Origin of the sequence: Bifidobacterium sp. ESL0775 (genome assembly GCF_029395475.1) — a bacterium.
Taxonomy (GTDB): Bacteria; Actinomycetota; Actinomycetes; order Actinomycetales; family Bifidobacteriaceae; genus Bifidobacterium.
The window spans coordinates 503,869-524,519 of record NZ_CP113917.1; the positions used below are offsets into that span (position 1 = coordinate 503,869).

At 58.0% G+C, this 20,651-nt stretch carries 17 protein-coding genes; 8 read left to right on the plus strand and 9 right to left on the minus strand.

The features are described from left to right. Positions 1-2: 2 nt before the first annotated feature. From OZX73_RS01635 to rsmD, 6 genes are all read left to right on the plus strand, one after another. The gene (locus OZX73_RS01635) at positions 3-680 is read left to right on the plus strand and encodes a transaldolase family protein (RefSeq protein WP_277150031.1); all 678 of its coding nucleotides are present in this window, start codon (positions 3-5) and stop codon (positions 678-680) included. 270 nt (positions 681-950) lie between these two features. Next, positions 951-1,967: an ROK family protein gene (locus OZX73_RS01640; RefSeq protein ID WP_277150033.1), complete on the plus strand. Its 1,017-nt coding sequence runs from the start codon at positions 951-953 to the stop codon at positions 1,965-1,967. Positions 1,968-1,972: 5 nt separating this feature from the next. Next, on the plus strand, positions 1,973-3,190 hold the full coding sequence (locus OZX73_RS01645) for a PTS transporter subunit EIIC (RefSeq protein ID WP_277150035.1): 1,218 nt from the start codon (positions 1,973-1,975) through the stop codon (positions 3,188-3,190). A gap of 450 nt (positions 3,191-3,640) precedes the next feature. Further along, entirely contained in the window at positions 3,641-5,212 is a 1,572-nt protein-coding gene (locus OZX73_RS01650) for an MDR family MFS transporter (RefSeq protein ID WP_277150037.1), read from the plus strand. Positions 5,213-5,369: 157 nt separating this feature from the next. After that, positions 5,370-8,081 (plus strand): ATP-dependent DNA helicase RecG, encoded by a 2,712-nt coding sequence (locus OZX73_RS01655; protein ID WP_277150039.1) that lies wholly within the window; start codon positions 5,370-5,372, stop codon positions 8,079-8,081. 295 nt (positions 8,082-8,376) lie between these two features. After that, on the plus strand, positions 8,377-8,952 hold the full coding sequence (gene rsmD, locus OZX73_RS01660) for a 16S rRNA (guanine(966)-N(2))-methyltransferase RsmD (RefSeq protein WP_277150041.1): 576 nt from the start codon (positions 8,377-8,379) through the stop codon (positions 8,950-8,952). Positions 8,953-9,165: 213 nt separating this feature from the next. On the opposite strand, the gene OZX73_RS01665 is transcribed toward rsmD, so the two are convergent. From OZX73_RS01665 to cysS, 9 genes are all read right to left on the minus strand, one after another. After that, positions 9,166-10,188, minus strand: coding sequence for a tRNA (guanine(37)-N(1))-methyltransferase (locus OZX73_RS01665; RefSeq protein WP_277150043.1), 1,023 nt, complete (start codon positions 10,186-10,188; stop codon positions 9,166-9,168). A 190-nt stretch (positions 10,189-10,378) separates the two neighbouring features. Next, positions 10,379-11,107 (minus strand): ribosome maturation factor RimM, encoded by a 729-nt coding sequence (gene rimM / locus OZX73_RS01670; RefSeq protein ID WP_277150879.1) that lies wholly within the window; start codon positions 11,105-11,107, stop codon positions 10,379-10,381. Between the two features lie 14 nt (positions 11,108-11,121). Beyond that, positions 11,122-11,355: an RNA-binding protein gene (locus tag OZX73_RS01675; RefSeq protein ID WP_277142488.1), complete on the minus strand. Its 234-nt coding sequence runs from the start codon at positions 11,353-11,355 to the stop codon at positions 11,122-11,124. Between the two features lie 2 nt (positions 11,356-11,357). Next, positions 11,358-11,855 (minus strand): 30S ribosomal protein S16, encoded by a 498-nt coding sequence (gene rpsP, locus OZX73_RS01680; RefSeq protein ID WP_277150045.1) that lies wholly within the window; start codon positions 11,853-11,855, stop codon positions 11,358-11,360. A 409-nt stretch (positions 11,856-12,264) separates the two neighbouring features. After that, positions 12,265-12,495 carry a DUF1778 domain-containing protein gene (locus tag OZX73_RS01685; RefSeq protein ID WP_277150047.1) on the minus strand — a complete coding sequence of 77 codons (231 nt, stop codon included), beginning with the start codon at positions 12,493-12,495 and terminating at the stop codon, positions 12,265-12,267. Positions 12,496-12,775: 280 nt separating this feature from the next. Then, on the minus strand, positions 12,776-13,786 hold the full coding sequence (locus tag OZX73_RS01690) for an endonuclease/exonuclease/phosphatase family protein (RefSeq protein ID WP_277150049.1): 1,011 nt from the start codon (positions 13,784-13,786) through the stop codon (positions 12,776-12,778). 15 nt (positions 13,787-13,801) lie between these two features. Next, positions 13,802-15,466, minus strand: a complete 1,665-nt coding sequence (gene ffh, locus OZX73_RS01695) for a signal recognition particle protein (protein WP_277150052.1) — start codon at positions 15,464-15,466, stop codon at positions 13,802-13,804. Between the two features lie 41 nt (positions 15,467-15,507). Next, on the minus strand, positions 15,508-15,909 hold the full coding sequence (locus OZX73_RS01700) for a hypothetical protein (RefSeq protein ID WP_277150054.1): 402 nt from the start codon (positions 15,907-15,909) through the stop codon (positions 15,508-15,510). 17 nt (positions 15,910-15,926) lie between these two features. Next, the gene (gene cysS / locus OZX73_RS01705; protein WP_277150056.1) at positions 15,927-17,759 is read right to left on the minus strand and encodes a cysteine--tRNA ligase; all 1,833 of its coding nucleotides are present in this window, start codon (positions 17,757-17,759) and stop codon (positions 15,927-15,929) included. A gap of 101 nt (positions 17,760-17,860) precedes the next feature. On the opposite strand from cysS, the gene OZX73_RS01710 reads away from it, so the two are divergent. Both OZX73_RS01710 and OZX73_RS01715 read left to right on the plus strand, forming a co-directional pair. Continuing rightward, positions 17,861-18,583, plus strand: coding sequence for a type 1 glutamine amidotransferase (locus OZX73_RS01710; RefSeq protein ID WP_277150058.1), 723 nt, complete (start codon positions 17,861-17,863; stop codon positions 18,581-18,583). A gap of 36 nt (positions 18,584-18,619) precedes the next feature. Beyond that, a complete protein-coding gene (locus OZX73_RS01715) occupies positions 18,620-20,647 on the plus strand; it encodes an ABC-F family ATP-binding cassette domain-containing protein (protein ID WP_277150060.1) in 2,028 nt (675 codons plus the stop codon). Positions 20,648-20,651: the final 4 nt, after the last annotated feature.

The window sequence follows — 20,651 nt, forward strand, 5'->3', positions numbered from 1 at the left end:
CGATGAAACTCATCATTGATGATGCGGATACCGAAGCGATCAAACGATTGGTCGAATACTATCCGATTGATGGAGTGACGACCAATCCCTCGATTCTGGCGAAGGCCGGGCGACCGCCTTTTGAGGTGCTGCACGAGATTCGCTCGATTATCGGGCCGGACCGTGAGCTGCACGCCCAGGTGGTGGCCAGGGACGCCAAGGGCATGGTCGCCGACGCGCATCGGATCGTCGAGGAGCTGGGTGACAACACGTTCCCCAAGGTCCCCAGCGTCCCCGAGGGGTTCAAGGCGATGAAGCAGCTGTCGTCCGAAGGCATCAACGTCACCGCGACCGCGATCTACACGCCGTTGCAGGCGTTCATCGCGGCGAAGGCCGGCGCGGTGTACGCGGCTCCGTACGTCAACCGCATCGACAACATGGGCTATAACGGCATCGCTGTCGCCTGCGAGATCCACGACATTTTCAGAGCCAACAATCTGCACTGTGAGGTCCTGGCCGCAAGCTTCAAGAACTCGCAACAGGTTCTTGAATTGGCGCTTCATGGTGTGGGTGCCTCCACAGTGGCCTCTTCCGTCATTGATTCGTTGACGAAGAACGCGGCGATTGATGCGGCCGTGGACGATTTCGTGGCCGATTTCGAGGGCCTCGTCGGCTCCGGAAAGACCATGGCGACCGTATAGTTCAGAGTGGTTCGATGGCATTTGAGCAGTGATTTGTATCATCGTGGTCATCGATTCATCGGGTTTTGCCAGTGGGTTTCAGTGCTTCATCGCTCTGAAATCCACCGGTGAGACCGTCGCCATAAACAAAACACGATGATTCATCAACAATAATTCAAGCGTGGAAGCTGTGTCGCTTTCGCGTTATCGAGAAGAAAATTCGATTTTCAATGGAATTCATGGTCGTATTATGGCCTTGAACGCCCAGTATGAATATCGCAAGGATGCATTATGAAAATTTTAGCCATTGATATTGGTGGAACGAATATCAAATACGCATATATGCTGGAAGATAGTTCGATTACCTCACGTGGGTCGATTCCCACCCCGCAGACGGGCCGTGACGAATTGATAGCCGCGCTCACACAGCTGTTCAAGCAGGAACCGGGCGTGCAAGGCATAGCCATTTCGATGCCTGGCATCATCGACGCGGACGAGGGATACTGCGCGATGGGCGGCGCGTTGCGCTACAACGATGATTTCTATCTTCGCCATGAGTTGTTCAGCCATTGCCCGGTGCGGATTGTCATGGACAATGACGCGAAATGCGCCGCCACGGCGGAAGCCACCGTTGGCGCATTGAAAGATGTCAGCGACGGGTTCGTTCTCCTGTTCGGCACGATGATCGGCGGCGGGATCATCAAGAACCACGTGCTTCACCGCGGTCCGCATTTCTCGGCAGGCGAGGTGAGCTACATCATCACCTCCCGCGACGAAGGGCCGACCCATGAAGGGGTGTGGGGCAACCAATGCGGGACCCCTGCCTTGTGCGCAAACTATGCGCACGTCAAGGGCGTCGATCCGGATTCCATCGATGGCGTGAAGTTCTTCGAAGCCGTCAATTCCGGCGAGGCCGAGGCGTTGGATTGCCTGGACCATTATGCGCATGACATCGCGGTCCAGATATTCAATATCCAGAACATCGTCGATCCGGAACGTTTCGCCATCGGCGGCGGCATCTCGGCCCAGCCCGCGTTCATCGAGGCCATTCGCTCCAATCTGCAGAAGCTGTATGCGACCTGCCCCTATTTCGTCTCCCAGGCCGATGTGGTCAGCTGCAAATTCCAGAACGACGCGAATCTCGTTGGCGCGCTTCAATGCTACCTGCGTGGCGTCGATGAACGCGAGTATTTCGTCAACAAGGAGGATGTCGACGGGTCTATTGCGAAGGCCGAACCGCAATCCGACGAAGAGAACGAAAAGGCGCCTGAAGGCAAGGTGCTGGTCAACAACTTCACGAAGGAGTGAACGATATGGCCAAGAAAAAAAGTCTGCTGAATGTCGTCATCGACGGTATTTCCGGCATCTTCCTTCCCATTGTGAACCTGCTTTCGGCAGCCGGCATCATGAAAGGCGTGCTGATCATCCTGACCAGTTGCAAGGTGCTGGATGCCTCGGGTAATACATATCTGGTGCTTGACGCGATGGCCTCTTGCGTGTTCACTTTCCTTCCCGTCATGCTCGCCTATACTTCCGCCAAGCAATTCAAGACCAACCCATATATCGCTGTCGTCATCGCCTGTCTGCTGATGTATCCGGCACTTGTGAAAGTGCAGGAAAAGGGCACCACCCTTTCGTTCTTCGGCATACCGATGCTGGGCGTCAAATACGCTTCGAGCGTGCTGCCGATTATTCTCGCGATTGGTTTGCTGAGATTCGTGCAGCAATGGCTTGACAAGGTCCTGCCGGAAGTGATCCGCGGATTCCTCACCCCGCTGATTTGTGTGCTGTTCGTCGGTTCGGTGACGTTGCTGCTGTTCGGGCCGTTCGGCAAGGTGGTCGGCGACGGGCTCGCCGCAGGATACGAATGGGTGTATGCGCTTTCGCCGATTGTGGCCGGCTTGTTGTTGGGCGCGGCCGTGCAGCCGATGGTCATCTTCGGATTCCACTGGAGCCTGATCCTCATCGGCATGAACAACCTTGCGGTTTCCGGGCATGATACGGTGCTCGCCCTGATGGGGCCTCCGGTGTTCGCGCAAGCCGGCGCTGCCTTGGCCGTGATGCTCAAGAGCCATAACGCGCCCTTCAAGACGACCTGCATTTCCGCCAGTATCTCGGCATTGTTCGGCATTACGGAACCGGCGATGTTCGGCGTGAACCTTCCGCGTAAGATGCCGCTCGCCGCTGTGTGCATCGGTGGTGGCGTCGGCGGTGCGATAGCCGGATATTCCGGGGTCCAGGCCCATGCTTTCGCGCTGCCCAGCATCGCGACATTGCCGGTGTTCTTCGGCCATGGCTTCGTGACCTATGTCATCTCTTGCGTGGTCGCCATGGTGGTCGCGTTCGTGCTGACGCTCGTGTTCAAGTTCCCCGTAGATGGCTTGGAAGACGAAAAGGACGAAGTCCGTTCCGAGGAAGATCGCGAACTGATTGGCGAAAGCGCTGAAAGCCCTGAAAGTGTCGCGGGTGAAGGCGCCTCGAACTCCGAAGTGGGTCTTGCCGCCGACGAAATCGCAACAGCCAACGCGTAGCGAAACACAGCTATGTGAAAACGCATGGTAATTTCCAAACCTCCGTACATCGTATGATGGCGGAGGTTTTTCGCGCCTTGAGGGTTTTGGTTTGCTTTTTAATGCGGCGATGCGATGACCGTTGTCCAGCGAGTTGCTAATAATTAGGTCTCGCTTTGGGAATTGAGGGGTTCCTGTTTTGAAAAGTGGGCGCGTTCCTGCGCCACCCTTGCACAAAGGAAGCGCGCTTGAAGGCGCGATGCACGAATGTCCCGCGCGACCGTAAAACGGCGATAAGACGTGGGAATGAAATGGAGAAGAACAAACATGGGCTCTGCCATGTCTAGGTCAACTGCGCCCGAAAACGGGACGTCACGGCAAAACGGGAGCGCGAAAGCGTCGGAAAGCAGAAGAAACAGCGCTTCGACGTCCGTCAGGAAGCGGGAAGCGCTACTGTCGCCCACAGGCGGTTTGACGCAATCGGCGCAGAAAGTCGCCACGGTGAAGCCGCTTACGGCGGATGAGCTGTCATCGCAAAGCGGTGCGGAAACGTCATCGTCCGCGCAAGGTGACATGAAGGAACGTTCGCATGTTGAGAATGCCTCTTCCGCAACGGCTTCGCACGGGCCGATGAAAGCGCGTGTGGACGTCAAGCATCCGAACCTCACCATGCTCGGGCTTTATCTGGGTGCGTTCCTCGGAATGTTGAGCGAGACGGCCATGAACATCGCGCTGCCAGATTTAATGACGAGCTTCCACATCGGCTCCGGCACCGCGCAGTGGATGGTGGTGGGCTACATGCTCGTCATCGGCATCGTACTGCCGTTCACCAGCCTGCTGCTGAAATGGATTCCATCCAAGCCGCTGCTGCTGTTCGCGCTGGCCATGTTCTTCGTGGGCTCGTTGATTTCCGGTTTTGCGCCGGGCACTTCGTTCGGCGTATTGCTCGCCGGCCGCATGATCCAAGGCATTTCGACCGGCCTGGTGCTGCCGATGATGTTCTCGGTCATTCTTGAGGTCTTCCCCTTGAACAAGATTGGCGCCGCTATGGGCATGGCCGGCCTCGTCGTGATGTTCGCTCCGGCCATCGGCCCGACCCTCGCCGGCGCCCTGATTGGCGCGTTCTCCTGGCGTGCGATTTTCTTCTTCTTCGCCGCTGTTGCGCTGGTCGCGCTGGTCTGCGCCTCGATCTGGATGGTCAACGCCTACAAGCTCACCAAACCCAGCATCGACGCGCTTTCCTGCATCACCTCGATCGTCGGTTTCGGTGGGTTTGTGCTCGGCGTGAGCCTGATCAGCGATTTCGGATTCTCGCTGCCGGTCATCGTGATTTTGTTGGTCGGCATCGCCGCCATCGCCACCTACAGCTATCGTCAGCTGCACATGGACAACCCGGTCATCGACCTGCACGCGCTGGGAATCCGCCAGTTCACCGTCGGTGCGCTGATTGTGATGATGAACTTTGGTATTACACTTGCGACGATGTATTTGATGCCGCAGGAGTTGCAGAACGGTCTCGGCGTGAAGGTCGCGCTCACCGGCCTGGTGATGCTGCCCGGTGGCGTGGCCAACGCGGTGGTCTCCATGTTCGCCGGACGTTTGTATGACATCGTCGGTGCGAAGTGGCTCGTGCGCGGCGGATTGGTACTTTCCATGATCGGCGTCGTCCTGCTGATGTTGGCAGGCCCGTCGACATCCGTGGCATACATCATCTGCGCGCATGTCATCTTGATGATCGGCATCCCGATGGCCATGAGCCCGGCCCAGTCCTCGGCGCTCGCCTCGCTGCCGCAGCACCTTTCGACTGACGGTTCCACCATCTTGAACACGATGCAGCAGGTCGTCGGCGCGGTCATCACCGCGGTCGCCACCATCCTGCTTGGTGCGGGCCAGGCGGCCTCCCATTCCGGCGGCAAGGCGATGGCCTTTGTCACCGGCTCGCGCTGGGGCTTCACCTTCGCGCTTGTTTTGGCCATTATTGCTTTCGTCATTTCCTTCGGCCTCTCCAAGCAGACCTCGACGGAAGACGCGTCCAAGCGCTGATCGCGCGATTGGGGTGGTTCCCGGGTGTTTTGCCGGGACGGTCCCGCACAAGTCGGTAGATAGGTTTTTAAGATTGGCTTAAAATGGCCATTCCTGAAATTCTATTTGCCGACTTGTGCGGGATTTTGCGTTCGCAGGCCTTCAATAGAATGGAACCATGAGCAATACCGTCACTTTGACCACCCCGATTTCCGCGCTGATTGCCAACAAACGGCGGGTCAGTGCGTTGAAGGGGCTTGGGATGGTGACGGTCGGCGACGCCCTCACCTACTATCCGTTCCGCGTCACCGAGCCCGTCCCGTTGCGGGCGATCCGTGAGGCGAAGGTCGGCATGCCAATGGCGTTTGCGGCGGTGGTGCGCTTTGCGCGGGTCATCCCCATGGGTGGCCGACGTGGGTTCAGGCTGGAAGCCGTCGTCGACGATGCCGCGTTCGCCGCGAGTCGTCAGGTTCCGGCTTCAAGCTGCAGGCTGGTCTTTTTCTCGCATAAAAAGCAATATATGGACTGGATGGGCGGCCGGTTGCATGAGGGCGCCGACGTGGTGCTGGCTGGCACTCCGACGGAATTTAACGGTCAGTTGCAGTTCACCCATCCCGAAGTGCTTACGGTCATGCCGCAAGGCGCAAACGTATTCAGCAATCCGGCGTCGGGTTCCATCCATGCCGGCGAGCTTTCTTTAGGTGGTATTCCCAACCGGGCCAATGCACAGCCGAACATGCAAAATGGCGTATCCGCGGCTGCTGGAGTTTCCGTCTCGAGTCCACAACAGACTCAGAGTGCTCAGGCCGCCAATGCCTTGAGGTTCGACGCTTCGACCGCCTACGAGGCGCTCCGGCACGTCTGCCGCCCACGTCCGGTCTACCATGCAACCTCGCGCATCTCGACCGAACACATCCACGAATCCATCGTCGCGATGCTCGATGCGTTGCGAGCCAGTGGTGAAGCGGCGTTGAGGAAACGCGTCAACGCGGATAATGGTTCTGTTGCGGAAGATGGCGGATTGTCGGAAAGTGATGGCGGGAATAATGATATCGGCAATAACACCGCTGCTGTCGCTGATGCCAATAACGCCGTTGATAATAAGGCGAACGCGTTGGCCTTGCGCGCCGCAATTGACGACGTGCTACCGGAAGATGTCATCGAATCCAAACACCTCATGCACCGGGCCGACGCGTTCGCGGCCATCCATGATCCGCAATCCACCAAGGCGTTTTATGCCGCGTTGGCGACGTTGCGCTATGAAGAGGCGTTCATCTCACAGATTTCGGTGCTGCAGGAGCGTGAGGACGCCCGTAAGGCCGAGACGTTTGAGTGTGCGGATTCCGGGCTGCGAGACAGGTTCATCGCCTCGTTGCCGTTTAGCCTTACCAAAGGCCAGCAAGACGTCATCGGCACCATTTGCGAAGACATGGGCCGAAGTTACCCGATGCAGCGGTTGTTGCAGGGCGAGGTCGGTTCCGGCAAGACCGTGGTGGCGCTCGCGGCCATGCTGCAGGCCGTGGGTTCCGGCAACCAGGCCGTTTTGGTCGCCCCCACGCAGGTGCTTGCCGAGCAGCATTTTGAGACCATCAGTGGCATGGTCGCCAAGATTGCCGAAAACGAATCTTCAACTATTCCGGTGACGTTGTTGACCGGTGGAATGAAACTGGCGGCTCGGCGCAGGGCGCTCGCGACGGCGGCCAGCGGCGAACCGGGCATCATCATCGCCACACACGCGGCGTTCTCGAAGATGTTCCAAGCGCCGAACCTGGCATTGGTGGTCATCGACGAGCAGCATCGTTTCGGCGTTGAACAGCGCGAGATCCTGCGCGCGAAAGGCGAGAAGACGCCGCATTTGCTGGTGATGACCGCGACGCCGATTCCGCGCACCGCCGCGATGACGTGGTTTGGCGACCTTGACATTTCCTGGCTCACCGAGTTGCCTGGTGGGCGCAAGCCGATCCGCACGTTCATCGTGCCCGAGGCCGACGGCAATATGATGGCGCAGATGTTCGTCCATATTCGCCGACGCATCGACGCGGGGGAGCGGGCGTATGTGGTCTGCCCGAGGATCGACGCGGACGAGGCCGATGCCGAGGTGGTGGCCGCGGCCGGCGGCAAGGCTGGAGGAGTTTCTGCAAGCGGAAGTTCCAGCGGACGTGGTCGAAGGAAGTCCTCAACGGCCGGCATGGGCAGTGACGATATCGAAAGCGGGTTTGTTGAAGTCGACGATTTTGACGACGAGAACGACGACGGCACACCGCGCGAGCCCAAGCCGCCGCTGCACGCCGTCGATGAGATAGCGCAGCGCCTTTCGTCGTTGCCGCAGTTCGCGGGCATCAAGTTCGCGACGCTGACCGGCCGTGACGATGATGAGACCAAACGCAAGGTGATGGCCGACTTCGAATCCGGTAAGACGCCGATTCTGGTGGCGACCACCGTCATCGAGGTCGGCGTGGATGTGCCGCAAGCAAGTTGCATTACTATTTTTGATGCCGACCGTTATGGTCTTTCCCAGCTGCACCAGCTGCGCGGCCGCGTCGGTCGTGGTGGCACTGATTCCTGGGCGTTCCTCGTTTCGCGCGCCGAGCCGGGCAGCATCGCTGAGCAGCGTTTGAAAGTCATCGAAGGCTCCCTCGATGGTGCCGAAATCGCGCAGGCCGACCTCGAGCTGCGCGGTGCCGGCGACGTTTTGGGCGACGCCCAGTCCGGCGGCAAATCCGGCCTGAAGCTGTTGCGCGTGGTCAAGGACGCCAAGATCATCGCCGATGCCCGCGAGCGGGCCGAAGCCCTGCTCAAGCGCGACCCGACGCTTGCCGACCAACCCCAGCTTGCCGGTGCCGTGCTGGACTTCACACGAGGCGGCGAGTCCGAGATTCTCAGCAACTAGTGGCTGAAGTTGACTGGCTGCTCATGAAGCCGTACGTGTATGAAACGTAGCATCGTCTATGTGGTGTCATTTATCTGTTATTTGCCACTTTTATGTGTTTGTGCGAGTCGACTGTCGAAAAAGTGACAGATAGGCGTGCTAAATGTCATCTTTTGCATAGAGCGTTCCTGCAAACACATAAAAAGTGACATTTGGCTTTGCTAGTTGCGATTTTTGCGGGATGTGGAGTTTGCTGTGAGCCACATTGGTTTCGGTGTCGAATGTCCAGTTGCTGATGGGATGTACCATGACGAATATGCGTGTGATTGCGGGACGATTCAAGGGATTCGAGCTGGCGAAGGCCAAGCCCGGCACCAGGCCAACGACGGATCGGACGAAAGAGGCGATCTTTTCCAAGCTTGAAGCTTGGGGCGTGCTGGAAGACGCTCGCGTGCTTGATTTGTTCGCGGGAACCGGTGCGTTGGGCATCGAGGCACTTTCGCGTGGTGCCGACGAGCTGGTCGCCGTCGAATCGGCGGGCCCGGCTGCCGCGTTGATTGACAAGGAATTGAGCAATCTCAAGCGCAACCGTTCCTGGGATTCGCGCACGATGAAGGCCCGAGTGATGCGCAAGCGAGCTGAGCGCATCGCCGCTGGTTATGATGGCCCGGCTTTTGACGTGATTTTCGCCGATCCCCCTTATGCGCTCACCACCGAGGAATGCAGCCAGCTCATCGCCGATTTGGTCGCGTCTCCAGCCGCAGATGAGCAGACGGTCCTAGTATTCGAGCGCTCAACGCGTTCCGACCCGCTTATCATCCCCAAAGGCTGGCAAATCTCCGACCAACGCCGCTACGGCGAAACCGAGGTCTACTACATCGACCACGCCTAAATGAGCGCTAGTAAGCAGTTCGTCGCTGATTTGCCTGGTAGAATGATTGAATATTTGTATAGCATAGCTATCTATGAGTGTTATTTATAAGTAACATTGAGCCGTGAAACAAGGGTTATGTTATTTATAAATAACATTTTTGTCGGATATGTTGATAATTAGCTTATTCGATTATTTGAAATGCCCAAAAAGTCAGTTTTGATAAACAACGTATCAGTCGGACAACTTGCGGGGATGGGCGCCGGAGACCTCCCAGCCTAGCGACATCAGGGTTTTGCGGTCGGCCTTGTCTAGGGACTTGCAGTCGAGTTTGCGGATGAGGTCGGGGCGGAGGCGGTCGGTATGGGAGATGGCCTCGTCGCGGCGGAAATGGTCAACCTTGCCGTGGTCGCCGCTGGTCAGCACGTCGGGAACGCCCATGCCGCGCCAGACGGCCGGTTTCGTGTATTGGTAGTGCTCCAGAAGCGCGTTTTGGCCGGTGTAGGATTCCTCCACGATAGAGTCGGGGTTGCCCATGAATCCGGGTATCAGGCGGGTGATGGCCTCGAGCATCACCGAGACAGCCACTTCGCCGCCGTTCAGAACGTAATCGCCGATGGAGTACTCGCGCATATCAATGCCTTGCGCGCGATAATAGCGGGGGATACGCGCGTCGTAGCCTTCGTAGCGTCCGCAGCCGAAAATGAGGTGACTGGCATGGGAAAGTTCGGTCGCGTCGCGTTGGGTAAACAGTGGTGCCGAAGGATTCGGGAAAATCAATACCGGCTTTGCGGCTGCTTGGCTAGCGATTACAGAAGTAGTCGTTCTGTTATCCGAATCGTTCTGAATATCGACGGAAGTGTCATCGGGAGTTCGTGAAGATGATGCTGCACTTTCTGCCATTATATTATCCGCAGTTAGATTCGGCTGACCGGATGAAGAGAGGTTGGGTTCGGAAGGTGATTGAGAATTATTGATAGTCGCTAAAAGTTCTTGGGCATTGTCTTCATCGTTGATTTCGACGGGTTCCAAACCAAGCAGATCGTCCAAGCATTCGGCCCAGACCTCGGGCTTCATCACCATGCCGGCTCCGCCGCCGACCGGCGTATCGTCGACCGAATGGTGCACATCGTGGGTCCAATCGCGCAGATCGTGCGTCTTCACGTCGAGCAGCCCATGCTCGATGGCCTTGCCGAAGAGGCCGACGTTGAGGGCTTCAAAATACTCGGGGAATACGGACACGATATCTATCTTCATGTCTTCAACCATATCGTGACCCCACCCATCTGGATAGATGGAACTCCAGTTGGGTGATGCTTACCTACTAAATGGCATCCGGGGCATGCGGCTTCTTCCAAGATCAGAAATATTACCAAATAAAAGGGTGCAGGTACCAGACGAATGATCGCTGATACCTACACCTTATGTGAAGGTTGATGAGCTAGCTTTACAAGCCGGGAATCAGGCCAACCGGTGGATTCAGAGTGAGATAGTTTTTATCTAGATCGATATCCGGCACGAGCTCGTCGACGAATGGGACAAGTGCCGTTTTGATGACTTTATCGGTATCTTTTTTGCCCGATTTGTTTTTGGAACCCTTGGAAACATTGGGTTTGCTAGTGTTCTCAGAATCGTCGGAATCGCCACTGCGATTTTCTGTCTTAGCAGAAGGCGCAGGAATAAAACTGCCGTCTTTTTGCTCGACAACCGGCGTGGCCAGGCGAATCTTCAGCAGCGATTGCGCTGGGCTGTCGATGACGTCCACGACCTTGCCGATGACTTGGCCGGCTTTGGTAGCGTCAATTCCGTTAGCAGGATTATCGGCGACGCGTGCCTCAAGTCCAATCAAATCCTTGGGATACCAAGCGTCCTCTTCGGCCATCTCCTCAGGATCGTCAGCCTCAACGTAAAGCTCCAAGCCGTTCAATGCCTCGGAGGCGTCACGATTGTCAACGCCCTTGAAATGCAAAATCCAACGGTCCTTGAACGTACGGGAACGGGCAATAGTGTAGGTATGCGAGCCGTCTTTGGTATACAAAACCGAACCAGGAGCGAACCGCAGTTCTGGCTCGTCGGTGAACGTGCGGACGGTGACCTCGCCCTTGAGCCCCTGCGCACGCCCGATACGACAGACCCTCAACAGTTCACGCTGCTGAGGGTCTGCCTGCTGCGAAATGGTTTCGTCGCGATTCACTTGCGAACATCCATGATGTCGACACGCACCTTGTGGTCGGACAACGCCTGCACCACGGTACGAATCGCATTGGCGGTGCGGCCGGAGCGGCCGATCACGCGCCCGATGTCTTCAGGGTTCACACGCACCCGCAACAGTTCGCCGCGGGCGTTCTCGTGGGACTTCACCGACACATCATCGGGAAAGTCGACGATATTGGAAATGAGGTGTTCCACAGCTTGCGCGAGCATGATTACTCAGCCTTCTCGGTCTCGGTGGTCTCAGCGGCTTCGGCCTTGGCCTCAACGGCCTCGGCTTCATCTGCCTTGGCCTCATCGGCCTTGGCGGCTTCCGCTGCCTTCTCGGCTTCGGCCTTCGCCTTGGCTTCGGACTGCTTGGCCTTGAGCTTCTGGGCGTCGGCCTCAGCGGCTTCGACGCGGGCAGCGGCATCCGGGCCGTCTTCAGCGGTCTTCAGCGTGCCCTCGGCACCCGGCAGACCCTTGAACTTCTGCCAGTCGCCGGTGATCTTCAAAAGATTACGCACCGGGTCGCTCGGCTGTGCGCCGACACCAAGCCAGTACTGAGCACGATCGGAATCGATCTTGATCATCGAAGGCTGTTGGTTCGGATCGTACAGGCCAATCTCCTCGATCGACTTGCCGTCGCGCTTCTTGCGCTCATCCATGACGACAATGCGGTAGAAGGCATAGAACTTCTTGCCCATGCGCTTCAGACGAATCTTGGTAGCCATTGTGGCTCTCCTTGTTGGTTCATTGCGGTTTCGAGCCCGTATGTGGGGCATACTTGCGCGAATCCGCGTTGTTCCTCACGGCCTGCGGGATTGAGAGGGCCCCGCACCCGTGAATAACTTTTCTACTATAACTCGCCCGCTGGATAGGGATGGTGATGCCGGTTCGAAAGTCGGCGGAACTATATCCTGCCAACAATTTTCAGGCATGCTTTACTAGGTTATGGGATAGATGGGCGGGCGAATAGAGGTAATGAACGGCACAAAAAATGGTGGAACCAAGCCGAAACTTGATTCCACCACAGAAGTTATTGATGTATTACTTTTGAGATTCCGGCGACGCATAACCAGCCGTTAGCTTAGGCTGACGCGATTCGCTCACCGGGACCGCGACTTGCGGGATTCGCCGCGTTCAGACGTTCGCGGGGACCTCGAAGGTGGCGAGGATCTTGTCGAACTCCTCGTTGACCTCCTGGAGCGTCACCTCCTGCTCCACGCCATCGCTCGCGGCCTCGAGCAGCTTGTCCGCCGCCCATTCCTTGACGGGTCTTTCCTCCAGAGCTGCAGCTCGCTTCATAAGCGTGAGCTGGTCTTTGCTGACGGAGATATTGAATTGAATGCCTGCATTTTGTGTGTCGTTCATAATATGTCCTTCTTTGCATTCGACATTGAATTCGTACTTTTAGTATCCGTTCAAGTCGTCTACATAGCAACCAAATGGACAGCATATGGACACTCTTTTGGAATGTCAATAGACAGACACGATATGCCTAGTTTTATTCGTTGCGAGTGAACGATTCGGCGCGGCCCGTCGTCCTTGAAAGCCCTGTATTCCTTGGTTTTCGCGGTCATAAATCAAAAGGAAACCGTAATGTCATTTTCGTCTCATGCTTTTGTTTTTACTCTGAGCAAACACGCCTGAGCTACCTGTGATCGATTCGGGCGAGCAGCGCGAGATGGTCGCTGCCCGGGATGGTGAGGGTCCGCACGCCCGAGACGGAAAGACCGGAAGTCACCAGGATATGGTCGAGCTCGAGGCGGGGCCAGGCGAGCCATTCCGGGAAGCTGACGGCGGCGCCATGGGAAACGTCCAACCCCGCGTCCTGGAATCCGGCTTCGAGCAGGTTGCGGAAGCTGGGATGGTCGACGTTCGAGTTGAGATCGCCCATGATGACGGCTTCGGGCTCCGATGCCGTCCCCGTCGCCGTGGCGCTTTCGGAAGCATGCCTGACGAGCGACCCCAAGTTGATGACGCCGCGTGACCATTCCCGGCAGCCGCGCATGGGGGATTTGGTGTGAGCGCTGTAGGCTGCCACTCCGTTTGTCGCGCAACACGGCACGTCGGCGGCGCAAATGTCGACGGTGTCGCCGTTTTGCTCGTCGGGCTTGAATCGCGACCAGATGCCGTTGAAGCCACCGTTGTCGGTTTTCTTCGGTTCGCCGAGCTGGCAGGAGGGGAGCAGCGTGCCCATTCCGGCCTTGTCGAGCGCGGCGACCAGGTTTTCGGAGAGTTCCTGCAGGGCCAATATGGATACGTCATTGCCGCGTACGGCGTCGATGATGGCCTGTGCGTCGGCAAGGCCGTAACGGCAGTTCAGGGTCATTACGGTATAAGAATCATCGTTATTTTGGATTCTCGGGTTTTGCTCTGTCTGTCGCGCCTGGTCCTGTTTGGCTGGGTTGTAATACCTTTTCCTGTACCAAGGCGAGGCGAATATGCCGGTGAGTATGGTCAATATCGCGGCAAAAATCGTGATGATCCAATGACGGTAAAACAGCGCCACCGTCAAAATGGCCACCGACGGAATCCAGAGAAAACGGACGAACGCGATGAGATACGGCAGCAAGCCATGCCCATCCGCGCCCGCAGGCAGGAAACGCAACACCCACCACAAGGCGATGACGCCCAGCAATATTGACAGAGTCAGAGCCATGAGACCTGTTGCGGTTCAGCCGAGCAGGCCAGCCAAGCCGCCACCGAAGTTCGGCGGAAGGTTCGGAGTGCCGTTCTCGTCGGTGCCGGCCGCGTCCATGGCCTGCTGCAAGCCTTCAGGAAGGGCGGGGTTCTGCGGCTTCTTGGCGAAGGCCGAACCGCTGGAGTTCTTCTTGCCGGCGAGCTTGGCGCGCAACGCCTTTTCCTCGGCCTCGCGCTTCATCGGATTGCCCGACTTGGACTTGCCCTTCTTCTTGCCTTTTTTGCCTTTCTTACCGCCGCCGTAGCCGCCGCCCATGGCTGGGCCGCCCATGCCGGGGATGCCGCCGCCGACCTTGTTGGTCATGCGTTTCATCATCTTGGCCGCCTGCTCAAAGCGTTGCAGCAGGCCGTTGACCGCGGAAACCGTGTTGCCGGAGCCGTAGGCGATGCGGGCACGACGGGAGCCGTCGATGATGGAAGGGTCGCGGCGTTCGGCCGGGGTCATCGAATGGATGATGGCTTCGGTGCGATCGATTTCGTGCTCGTCGAGGGCTTCGAGCTCCTTGCGGTGTGCGGCCATGCCGGGAATCATGCCCAGGAGGCTTTTCATCGAGCCGAGTTTGCGCACCTGCTCGAGCTGCTCCATGAAGTCGTCAAGGCCGTAGGTGCCCTGCGCCATCTTCTTGGCGGACTCCATGGCTTCCTGCTCGTCGAACTCCTTCTGCGCCTGCTCGATGAGGGTCAAAATATCGCCCATGTCGAGGATGCGGGAGGCCATGCGGTCGGGATGGAAGACCTCGAAGTCCTTCAAACCCTCGCCGTTGGAGACGAAGAGGATTGGCTTACCGGTGACGGATGCGACGGAAAGCGCGGCACCGCCTCGGGCGTCGCCATCGAGCTTGGAAAGCACTACGCCGGTAAAGTCCACGCCCTTGTTGAACGCCTCGGCGGTCTGCACCGCGTCCTGGCCGATCATCGCGTCGATGACGAAGAGGATTTCGTTGGGGTGAACGGCATCGCGGATGTCGCGGGCCTGCTTCATCAGCTCCTCGTCGACGCCCAGACGGCCTGCGGTATCGATGATGACCGTGTCATACAGTTTGTCTTTGGCGTACTGGATGGAGTCGCGCGCGACTTTGACCGGGTCGCCGCTGGTCTGGCCGGGAGCCGCGACGGCCTCGCCGCCGTCGGACTGAACGCCCTTTTCCGGCGCGTAAACCGGCACGTCCGCGCGCTCGCCGACCACCTGCAGCTGGGTGACGGCGTTCGGACGCTGCAAATCGGCCGCGACCAGCAGTGGGGTGTGGCCGGCGTCCTTGAGCCAATAGCCAAGCTTGCCTGCCAGCGTGGTCTTACCTGCGCCTTGAAGGCCAGCCAACATGATGATGGTTGGCGGGTTCTTGGCGAAGTTCAGCGGGCGGTCGACGCCGGCGCCGAGGATTTGCGTCAGCTCGTCGTTGACGATTTTCACGACCTGCTGGGCCGGGTTGAGCGCCTGCGAGACCTCTTCGCTCAGCGCGCGCTCGCGTACACGGGAGGTGAACGAGCGCACCACGTCGAGCGCCACATCGGCGTCGAGCAATGCACGGCGAATCTCGCGGATCGTCCCGTCGATGTCCGCCTCGGAAAGTTTGCCTTTGCTCCTCAGGTGCTTGAACGCGTTGGAGAGCTTGTCTGTCAAAGAACTGAATGCTGCCATAATGTCTCAATTCTAGCGGTTCGTAGGGAGAAACAATCTAGCTATAACTGCAGTGTCAAGACAAGAAGATAAACCGCGCGTAGAAAAATGGTATTGAAAATTTGCTGCTTGTTTCCTTGAGTTTCGTCGGAAACCGGTATCTCAGACAGTAATAGTTCTTTAGCTACACTGAGTGGAATGCCACTAGTTATTTTGTCTATACAGCATTCGGTGGCCGATGGAATATCGGAGACAAATCGGTTGACGTCGGCACGATAATCGGCATCCTTGATTATTTCAGCGCAATCGTGAATATAACCTCCTGTTATTATTCCTTGTGAAAACACAACTTTCTCTTCAGGTACCAAAGATGCAGCTGCTCCTCTTTCCGAGGGATGAATAGGCGCTTCTATTCGTTTGAAACACCGTGGAGCGTAGATTTTAAAGAAATCCATGTCTTCCATATTCAAAGTATTCTTTTTTATTTTAGGCTCCAGGTGGAGCCGGTGGGTTTGTCTTCGATGGTGACGCCCATTTCACCCAGGCTGTCGCGGATCTTGTCGGCCACCTCGAAGTTCTTGGCCTTGCGAGCGGCGTCGCGGGCGTCGAGCTGGTGCTGAATCATCGAATCCAGCAGCCGGTGCTCGGCTTCGGCGTCGGTGCCGCCGATGGCGTTTTGTGCGCTGGCGTCGTTTGCTGATGTTGTATTGCTCCATGGCTCGGCCAATGGGTCCAGGCCCAAGGTGTCGAGCATCGCACGCACCGAAAGCAGGGTCTCGCGCAAGGCGACGCGTGAGGTGAGTGCGTCGATGACGTCCGCCGAAACGCTGCTGTGCGTGAAAGCGAACCGGGCCTTTGCGTCCTCTTGGACGGCCTCTTTGGAGATGTCCGAATACCTGTCGTTGGCTTCGTCGAGGACCCTACGATATTCGTCCGTAAGAACGGCCATGTCGGCTTCGCTGAAGGGATTGGCGTCGGATTGTTTCGACTCAAGTTCCGAAACAAGCGAGTTGCCGCGTCGGATGGCGGTGAAAATGGCCGCCGTGGCTCCGGAGACGTTGATGTCGTCGTTCATGGCATCGGTGAAATCCGTGGGCAGCTGGTCGGCGGTGACCGCGGTGACCTCGTCCCTGCCCGGCTGCTCGCCAGGGCCCAGCGCCTTGCCGGCGCGGTCGATGAAATTGCTGATGCGCTCGTAGGCGGACTTCGCCTCAGCGAGCGTCTGGTCGCTCCACTCGAGCATCGAACGATATTGCACGCCGCCCAAGGCGTAGCGCACCACCCAAGCCGAATTTTCGGCGAGCACACTTGGCACGGAAAGCCCGTTGCCCAGCGACTTCGACATCTTTTCGCCCTTGGCCGTCACCCACGCCGAGTGCATCCACACGTTCGCGGATTCGTAGCCGGCTGCGCGCGTCTGGGCCATCTCGTTCTCGTGGTGAGGGAAGCGCAGGTCGAGGCCGCCGCCGTGGATGTCGAACATGCCGTCGAGGTAGCGGTGGCTCATCGCCGAGCACTCGATATGCCAGCCCGGGCGACCGGTGCCGAACGGCGTCTTCCAGCGGGCGGTTTCCGGGTCGCTTTCCTTCGAGGCCTTCCACAGCGCGAAATCTCGCGGATCGTGCTTGTCGGGGGAGTAATCGGCGGGGTCGAGCGGATTGTATTTGTCGTCGCCGGACTGGTCGACACTGGGGCCCATCTCGTCGGCAACGGCCGCTGCGGAATCGACTTCCGCGGTCTGCTTTTGATGGGTCAACTCGCCATAGTGCGGCCAACTGGCCACGTCGAAGAAGACGTTGCCGGTCGGCTTGCCGTCGGCGTCTTTGATGACGTAGGCGTGACCGCGGTCGACCAGGCGTTGGATCAAATCCACCATGTCGCCGATATGGCCGGTGGCGCGGGGTTCGTAAGTCGAGGCGAGCACGCCGAGCGTGTCGTAGGCGTGGGTGAATTCGCGTTCGTAATAATAGGCGCGCGCCCACCACTGCTGGTCTGCCGCTGCGGCCTTGTCCAAGATCTTGTCGTCGATGTCCGTGACATTGCGAATGAAAGTGACGTCGTAACCGAGCTTTTCAAACCAACGACGGACGATGTCGAAGGCGACGGCCGCGCGGATATGGCCGATATGCGGCGAACTTTGCACCGTGGCGCCGCAGACGTAGATGCCGACCTTGCCGGGCTTGATCGGCGTGAATTCGGATACCTCGTGCGTGGCAGTGTTATAGAGCTTCAAGCCAGTGGCGGCATCGGCGAGCCCCGGTTGCGGGGCAGATTCGGGAAGGTTGGAATTCTGCGGTTTCGTGGCGTTTTCCATAAACTCAAGAATATGGGCTTTCGCCGACAAAATGGACAAATCGCGTTCGCTGGAAAGTCAATCGTTACCTATTTGGGGTGCCGGAATGTCACAATGGAACCATGACAAAGCCGAAAGTGCTTATTCTGCAACATGTCCCGTGTGAGAAGCCGGGGCGAATCCTCGACAATCTTGATGATCTTGGCATGCCCAGCGAGACCGTGAGCATCGTGGGCCGGGCGAATCCGGACTTGCCCAAAAGCGAGGAGATCGCAGGGCTCGTGGTGATGGGCGGCCCGATGGGAGCGCAGGATTTCAAGGAGTTTCCAGGGCTTAAAACCGAGGCCAAGCTCGTGCGCAAGGCCGTGAAAAACAACAAACCGGTGCTGGGCATTTGCCTGGGGCACCAGATCATCTCCACGGCGCTCGGCGGCAAGCTGCAAAGCGGAAAATGCTCCGAAATCGGGTTCGCGCCCATCAAGCGCGTGGCCAAGAACGACTGGTTCCCGATGTGGACCGACCAGATGAACGTGCTCAACTGGCACAACGACATGGTTTCCGTGCCTGAGGGCGGGCAGCTTCTTGCCTCATCGAAATACACCGAGAACCAGGCGTTCTGCTACAAAAGCGCGCTCGGGCTCCAATTCCATCTCGAGGTCACACCGACGCTGCTGGACGAATGGCTCAGCGAGCCTTCCATGGTCAAGGGCATGAAGAAAAGCCAGATCGCCAAGATTCGCGAGGATTTCAAGCGCTACGACGTCGAGCTGCAGCCGCTCGCCGAGCAGGTCTTCTCCGCGTTCGCCGTGCGTTGCGCCGCCAGCGCCCGCGCGATGAGTGAGTGAAAGAGTGTTGATAGGCGGCGGTACCATCGAATCACTATGCCGACTTATGACTTGGGACTTGAACACGTTTCGCTTGATTTCGCCACCAAAAACATTTTCACTGATGTGACGCAGGGCGTTTTCGAAGGCGACCGCATCGGCATCGTCGGCAAGAACGGTGACGGCAAATCCACATTGTTGCACTTGTTGGCCGGCACGCAGCAACCTGATTCCGGGCGTGTGACCACTCGCAACGGCCTGACCTTTGGCATGCTCGACCAGCGTGATCCGCTTGACGACAATGCTACTGTGCGCGAAGCCGCGCTCGAGGGACGCGAGGATTATCAGTGGGCGTCCGACACTCGTTCGCGTGAAATCGTGGAGGCATTGCTTGGAGGTTTGAGCCTTGACGCCAAGATTGGCTCGCTTTCCGGCGGGCAGCGTCGGCGTGCTGACTTGACTCGGCTTTTGCTGAAAGATTGGGACATTCTCGCGCTCGACGAGCCTACGAACCACTTGGATATCGTCACCATTCACTGGCTGGCGGAACACCTGAAGAACCGCTGGGCCGCAGGGCAGGGTGCGCTGCTGCTGGTCACCCACGACCGCTGGTTTCTGGACGAGGTCTGCGAGTCGATGTGGGAGGTGCACGACGGGACGATCGACCCGTTCGAAGGCGGTTACAGCGCCTATATGCTCCAGCGTGTCGAACGCGACCGGCAGGCTGACATCCGCGAGGAACGCCGGCGCAACCTCGCCCGCAAAGAGCTGGCCTGGCTGACCCGCGGCGCCCGCGCCCGTGCCACGAAGCAGAAGTTCCACGTCAAGCAGGCCAACGAACTGATCGCCGACGTGCCGCCGATGCGTAATACATTACAGCTCAAGCAGATGGCGACTTCGCGGCTGGGCAAGCAGGTCGTCGATTTGAACGATGTGACCCAGATTTTCGAGCATCTGCAAGGTGAAAGCGACGACGGTAGGAATATCGTTCCTGCCTTATATGAGGAACCCAAAGTCATCGGATCTGTGGAACTTGCCGTTGACGATGATGAGACGACATCCGCCGCGCAAAAGGTGACGGTCAGCGGGCGGAAGATTCTTGACGATGTCACTTGGCTTATTGGGCCCGGCGATCGGTTCGGCATTGTTGGAGCGAACGGAGCCGGTAAGTCGACATTGTTGAGGATTATCGACGGCACGTTGATGCCGACGACGGGCCATGTGAAAATCGGCAAGACCGTGAAGTTCGCGGTGCTTTCGCAGCGGCTCGATGAGCTGGAGAAGCTCAACAAGTACAAGATCAAGGAAGTGCTGAGCCGCTACAAGCCAACCTATGAGGTCGACGGCAAAGAGGTTTCGACCAGCCAGTTGATGGAGCGTCTTGGTTTTTCGGCTGCGCAGCTGATGACGCCGATCGCCGATCTTTCCGGCGGGCAGAAGCGTCGCATGCAGCTGTTGCTGATTCTGTTGGACGAGCCGAACGTCTTGATTTTGGACGAGCCCGGCAACGATCTCGACACCGACATGCTGGCCGTGATGGAGGATCTGCTCGATTCTTGGCCGGGCACACTGATCGTGGTTTCTCATGACCGCTACCTGCTCGAACGTGTGACCGACGAGCAATTCGCCCTGATCGGTGGCAAGGTCCGTCACCTTCCCGGCGGCGTCGATGACTACCTCGACATGGTGCAGAAGATCGAGAACGGCGAGACGCTTGATGAGGTTTTGGGTGACAATCGCAGCGGCAAGTCATCGGGCAAAGGCTCCTCTTCGAGCAATAGCCCATCTGATTCTCAAACGTCCGATGCAAGCGATGATGGCAGTAATGGGAATTCCGAGTCAGGATCCGATGACCAGAAACTGACCGGCAAGGCGTTCCACGACGCCACTCGTCGTCTCTCCGCCATCGAGCGCAAACTTGCCAAACTCGAAACCGAGAAATCGAAGATCGAGCAGAAAATGGCCGCTCACGACCCGTCCGATTACGTCGGCCTAGGCAAGCTCAACGAGCAGCTCTCCGCCAACTCCGCCGAGTCCGAGTCCCTAGAATCCGAGTGGATGGACCTCTCCGAGCAGGTCGAATAGATTG

Coding starts and splice junctions, on each gene's coding strand:
- OZX73_RS01675 (WP_277142488.1), bottom strand. CDS start 11,355: ATGCTCGCGCAAGCTGTGGAACACCTCATTTCCAATATCGTCGACTTT.
- OZX73_RS01665 (WP_277150043.1), bottom strand. CDS start 10,188: ATGAAGATAGATATCGTGTCCGTATTCCCCGAGTATTTTGAAGCCCTC.
- cysS (WP_277150056.1), bottom strand. CDS start 17,759: ATGGAAAACGCCACGAAACCGCAGAATTCCAACCTTCCCGAATCTGCC.
- OZX73_RS01715 (WP_277150060.1), top strand. CDS start 18,620: ATGCCGACTTATGACTTGGGACTTGAACACGTTTCGCTTGATTTCGCC.
- OZX73_RS01690 (WP_277150049.1), bottom strand. CDS start 13,786: ATGGCTCTGACTCTGTCAATATTGCTGGGCGTCATCGCCTTGTGGTGG.
- OZX73_RS01710 (WP_277150058.1), top strand. CDS start 17,861: ATGACAAAGCCGAAAGTGCTTATTCTGCAACATGTCCCGTGTGAGAAG.
- OZX73_RS01700 (WP_277150054.1), bottom strand. CDS start 15,909: ATGGAAGACATGGATTTCTTTAAAATCTACGCTCCACGGTGTTTCAAA.
- OZX73_RS01645 (WP_277150035.1), top strand. CDS start 1,973: ATGGCCAAGAAAAAAAGTCTGCTGAATGTCGTCATCGACGGTATTTCC.
- rsmD (WP_277150041.1), top strand. CDS start 8,377: ATGCGTGTGATTGCGGGACGATTCAAGGGATTCGAGCTGGCGAAGGCC.
- OZX73_RS01655 (WP_277150039.1), top strand. CDS start 5,370: ATGAGCAATACCGTCACTTTGACCACCCCGATTTCCGCGCTGATTGCC.
- rpsP (WP_277150045.1), bottom strand. CDS start 11,855: ATGGCTACCAAGATTCGTCTGAAGCGCATGGGCAAGAAGTTCTATGCC.
- OZX73_RS01685 (WP_277150047.1), bottom strand. CDS start 12,495: ATGAACGACACACAAAATGCAGGCATTCAATTCAATATCTCCGTCAGC.
- ffh (WP_277150052.1), bottom strand. CDS start 15,466: ATGGCAGCATTCAGTTCTTTGACAGACAAGCTCTCCAACGCGTTCAAG.
- OZX73_RS01635 (WP_277150031.1), top strand. CDS start 3: ATGAAACTCATCATTGATGATGCGGATACCGAAGCGATCAAACGATTG.
- OZX73_RS01640 (WP_277150033.1), top strand. CDS start 951: ATGAAAATTTTAGCCATTGATATTGGTGGAACGAATATCAAATACGCA.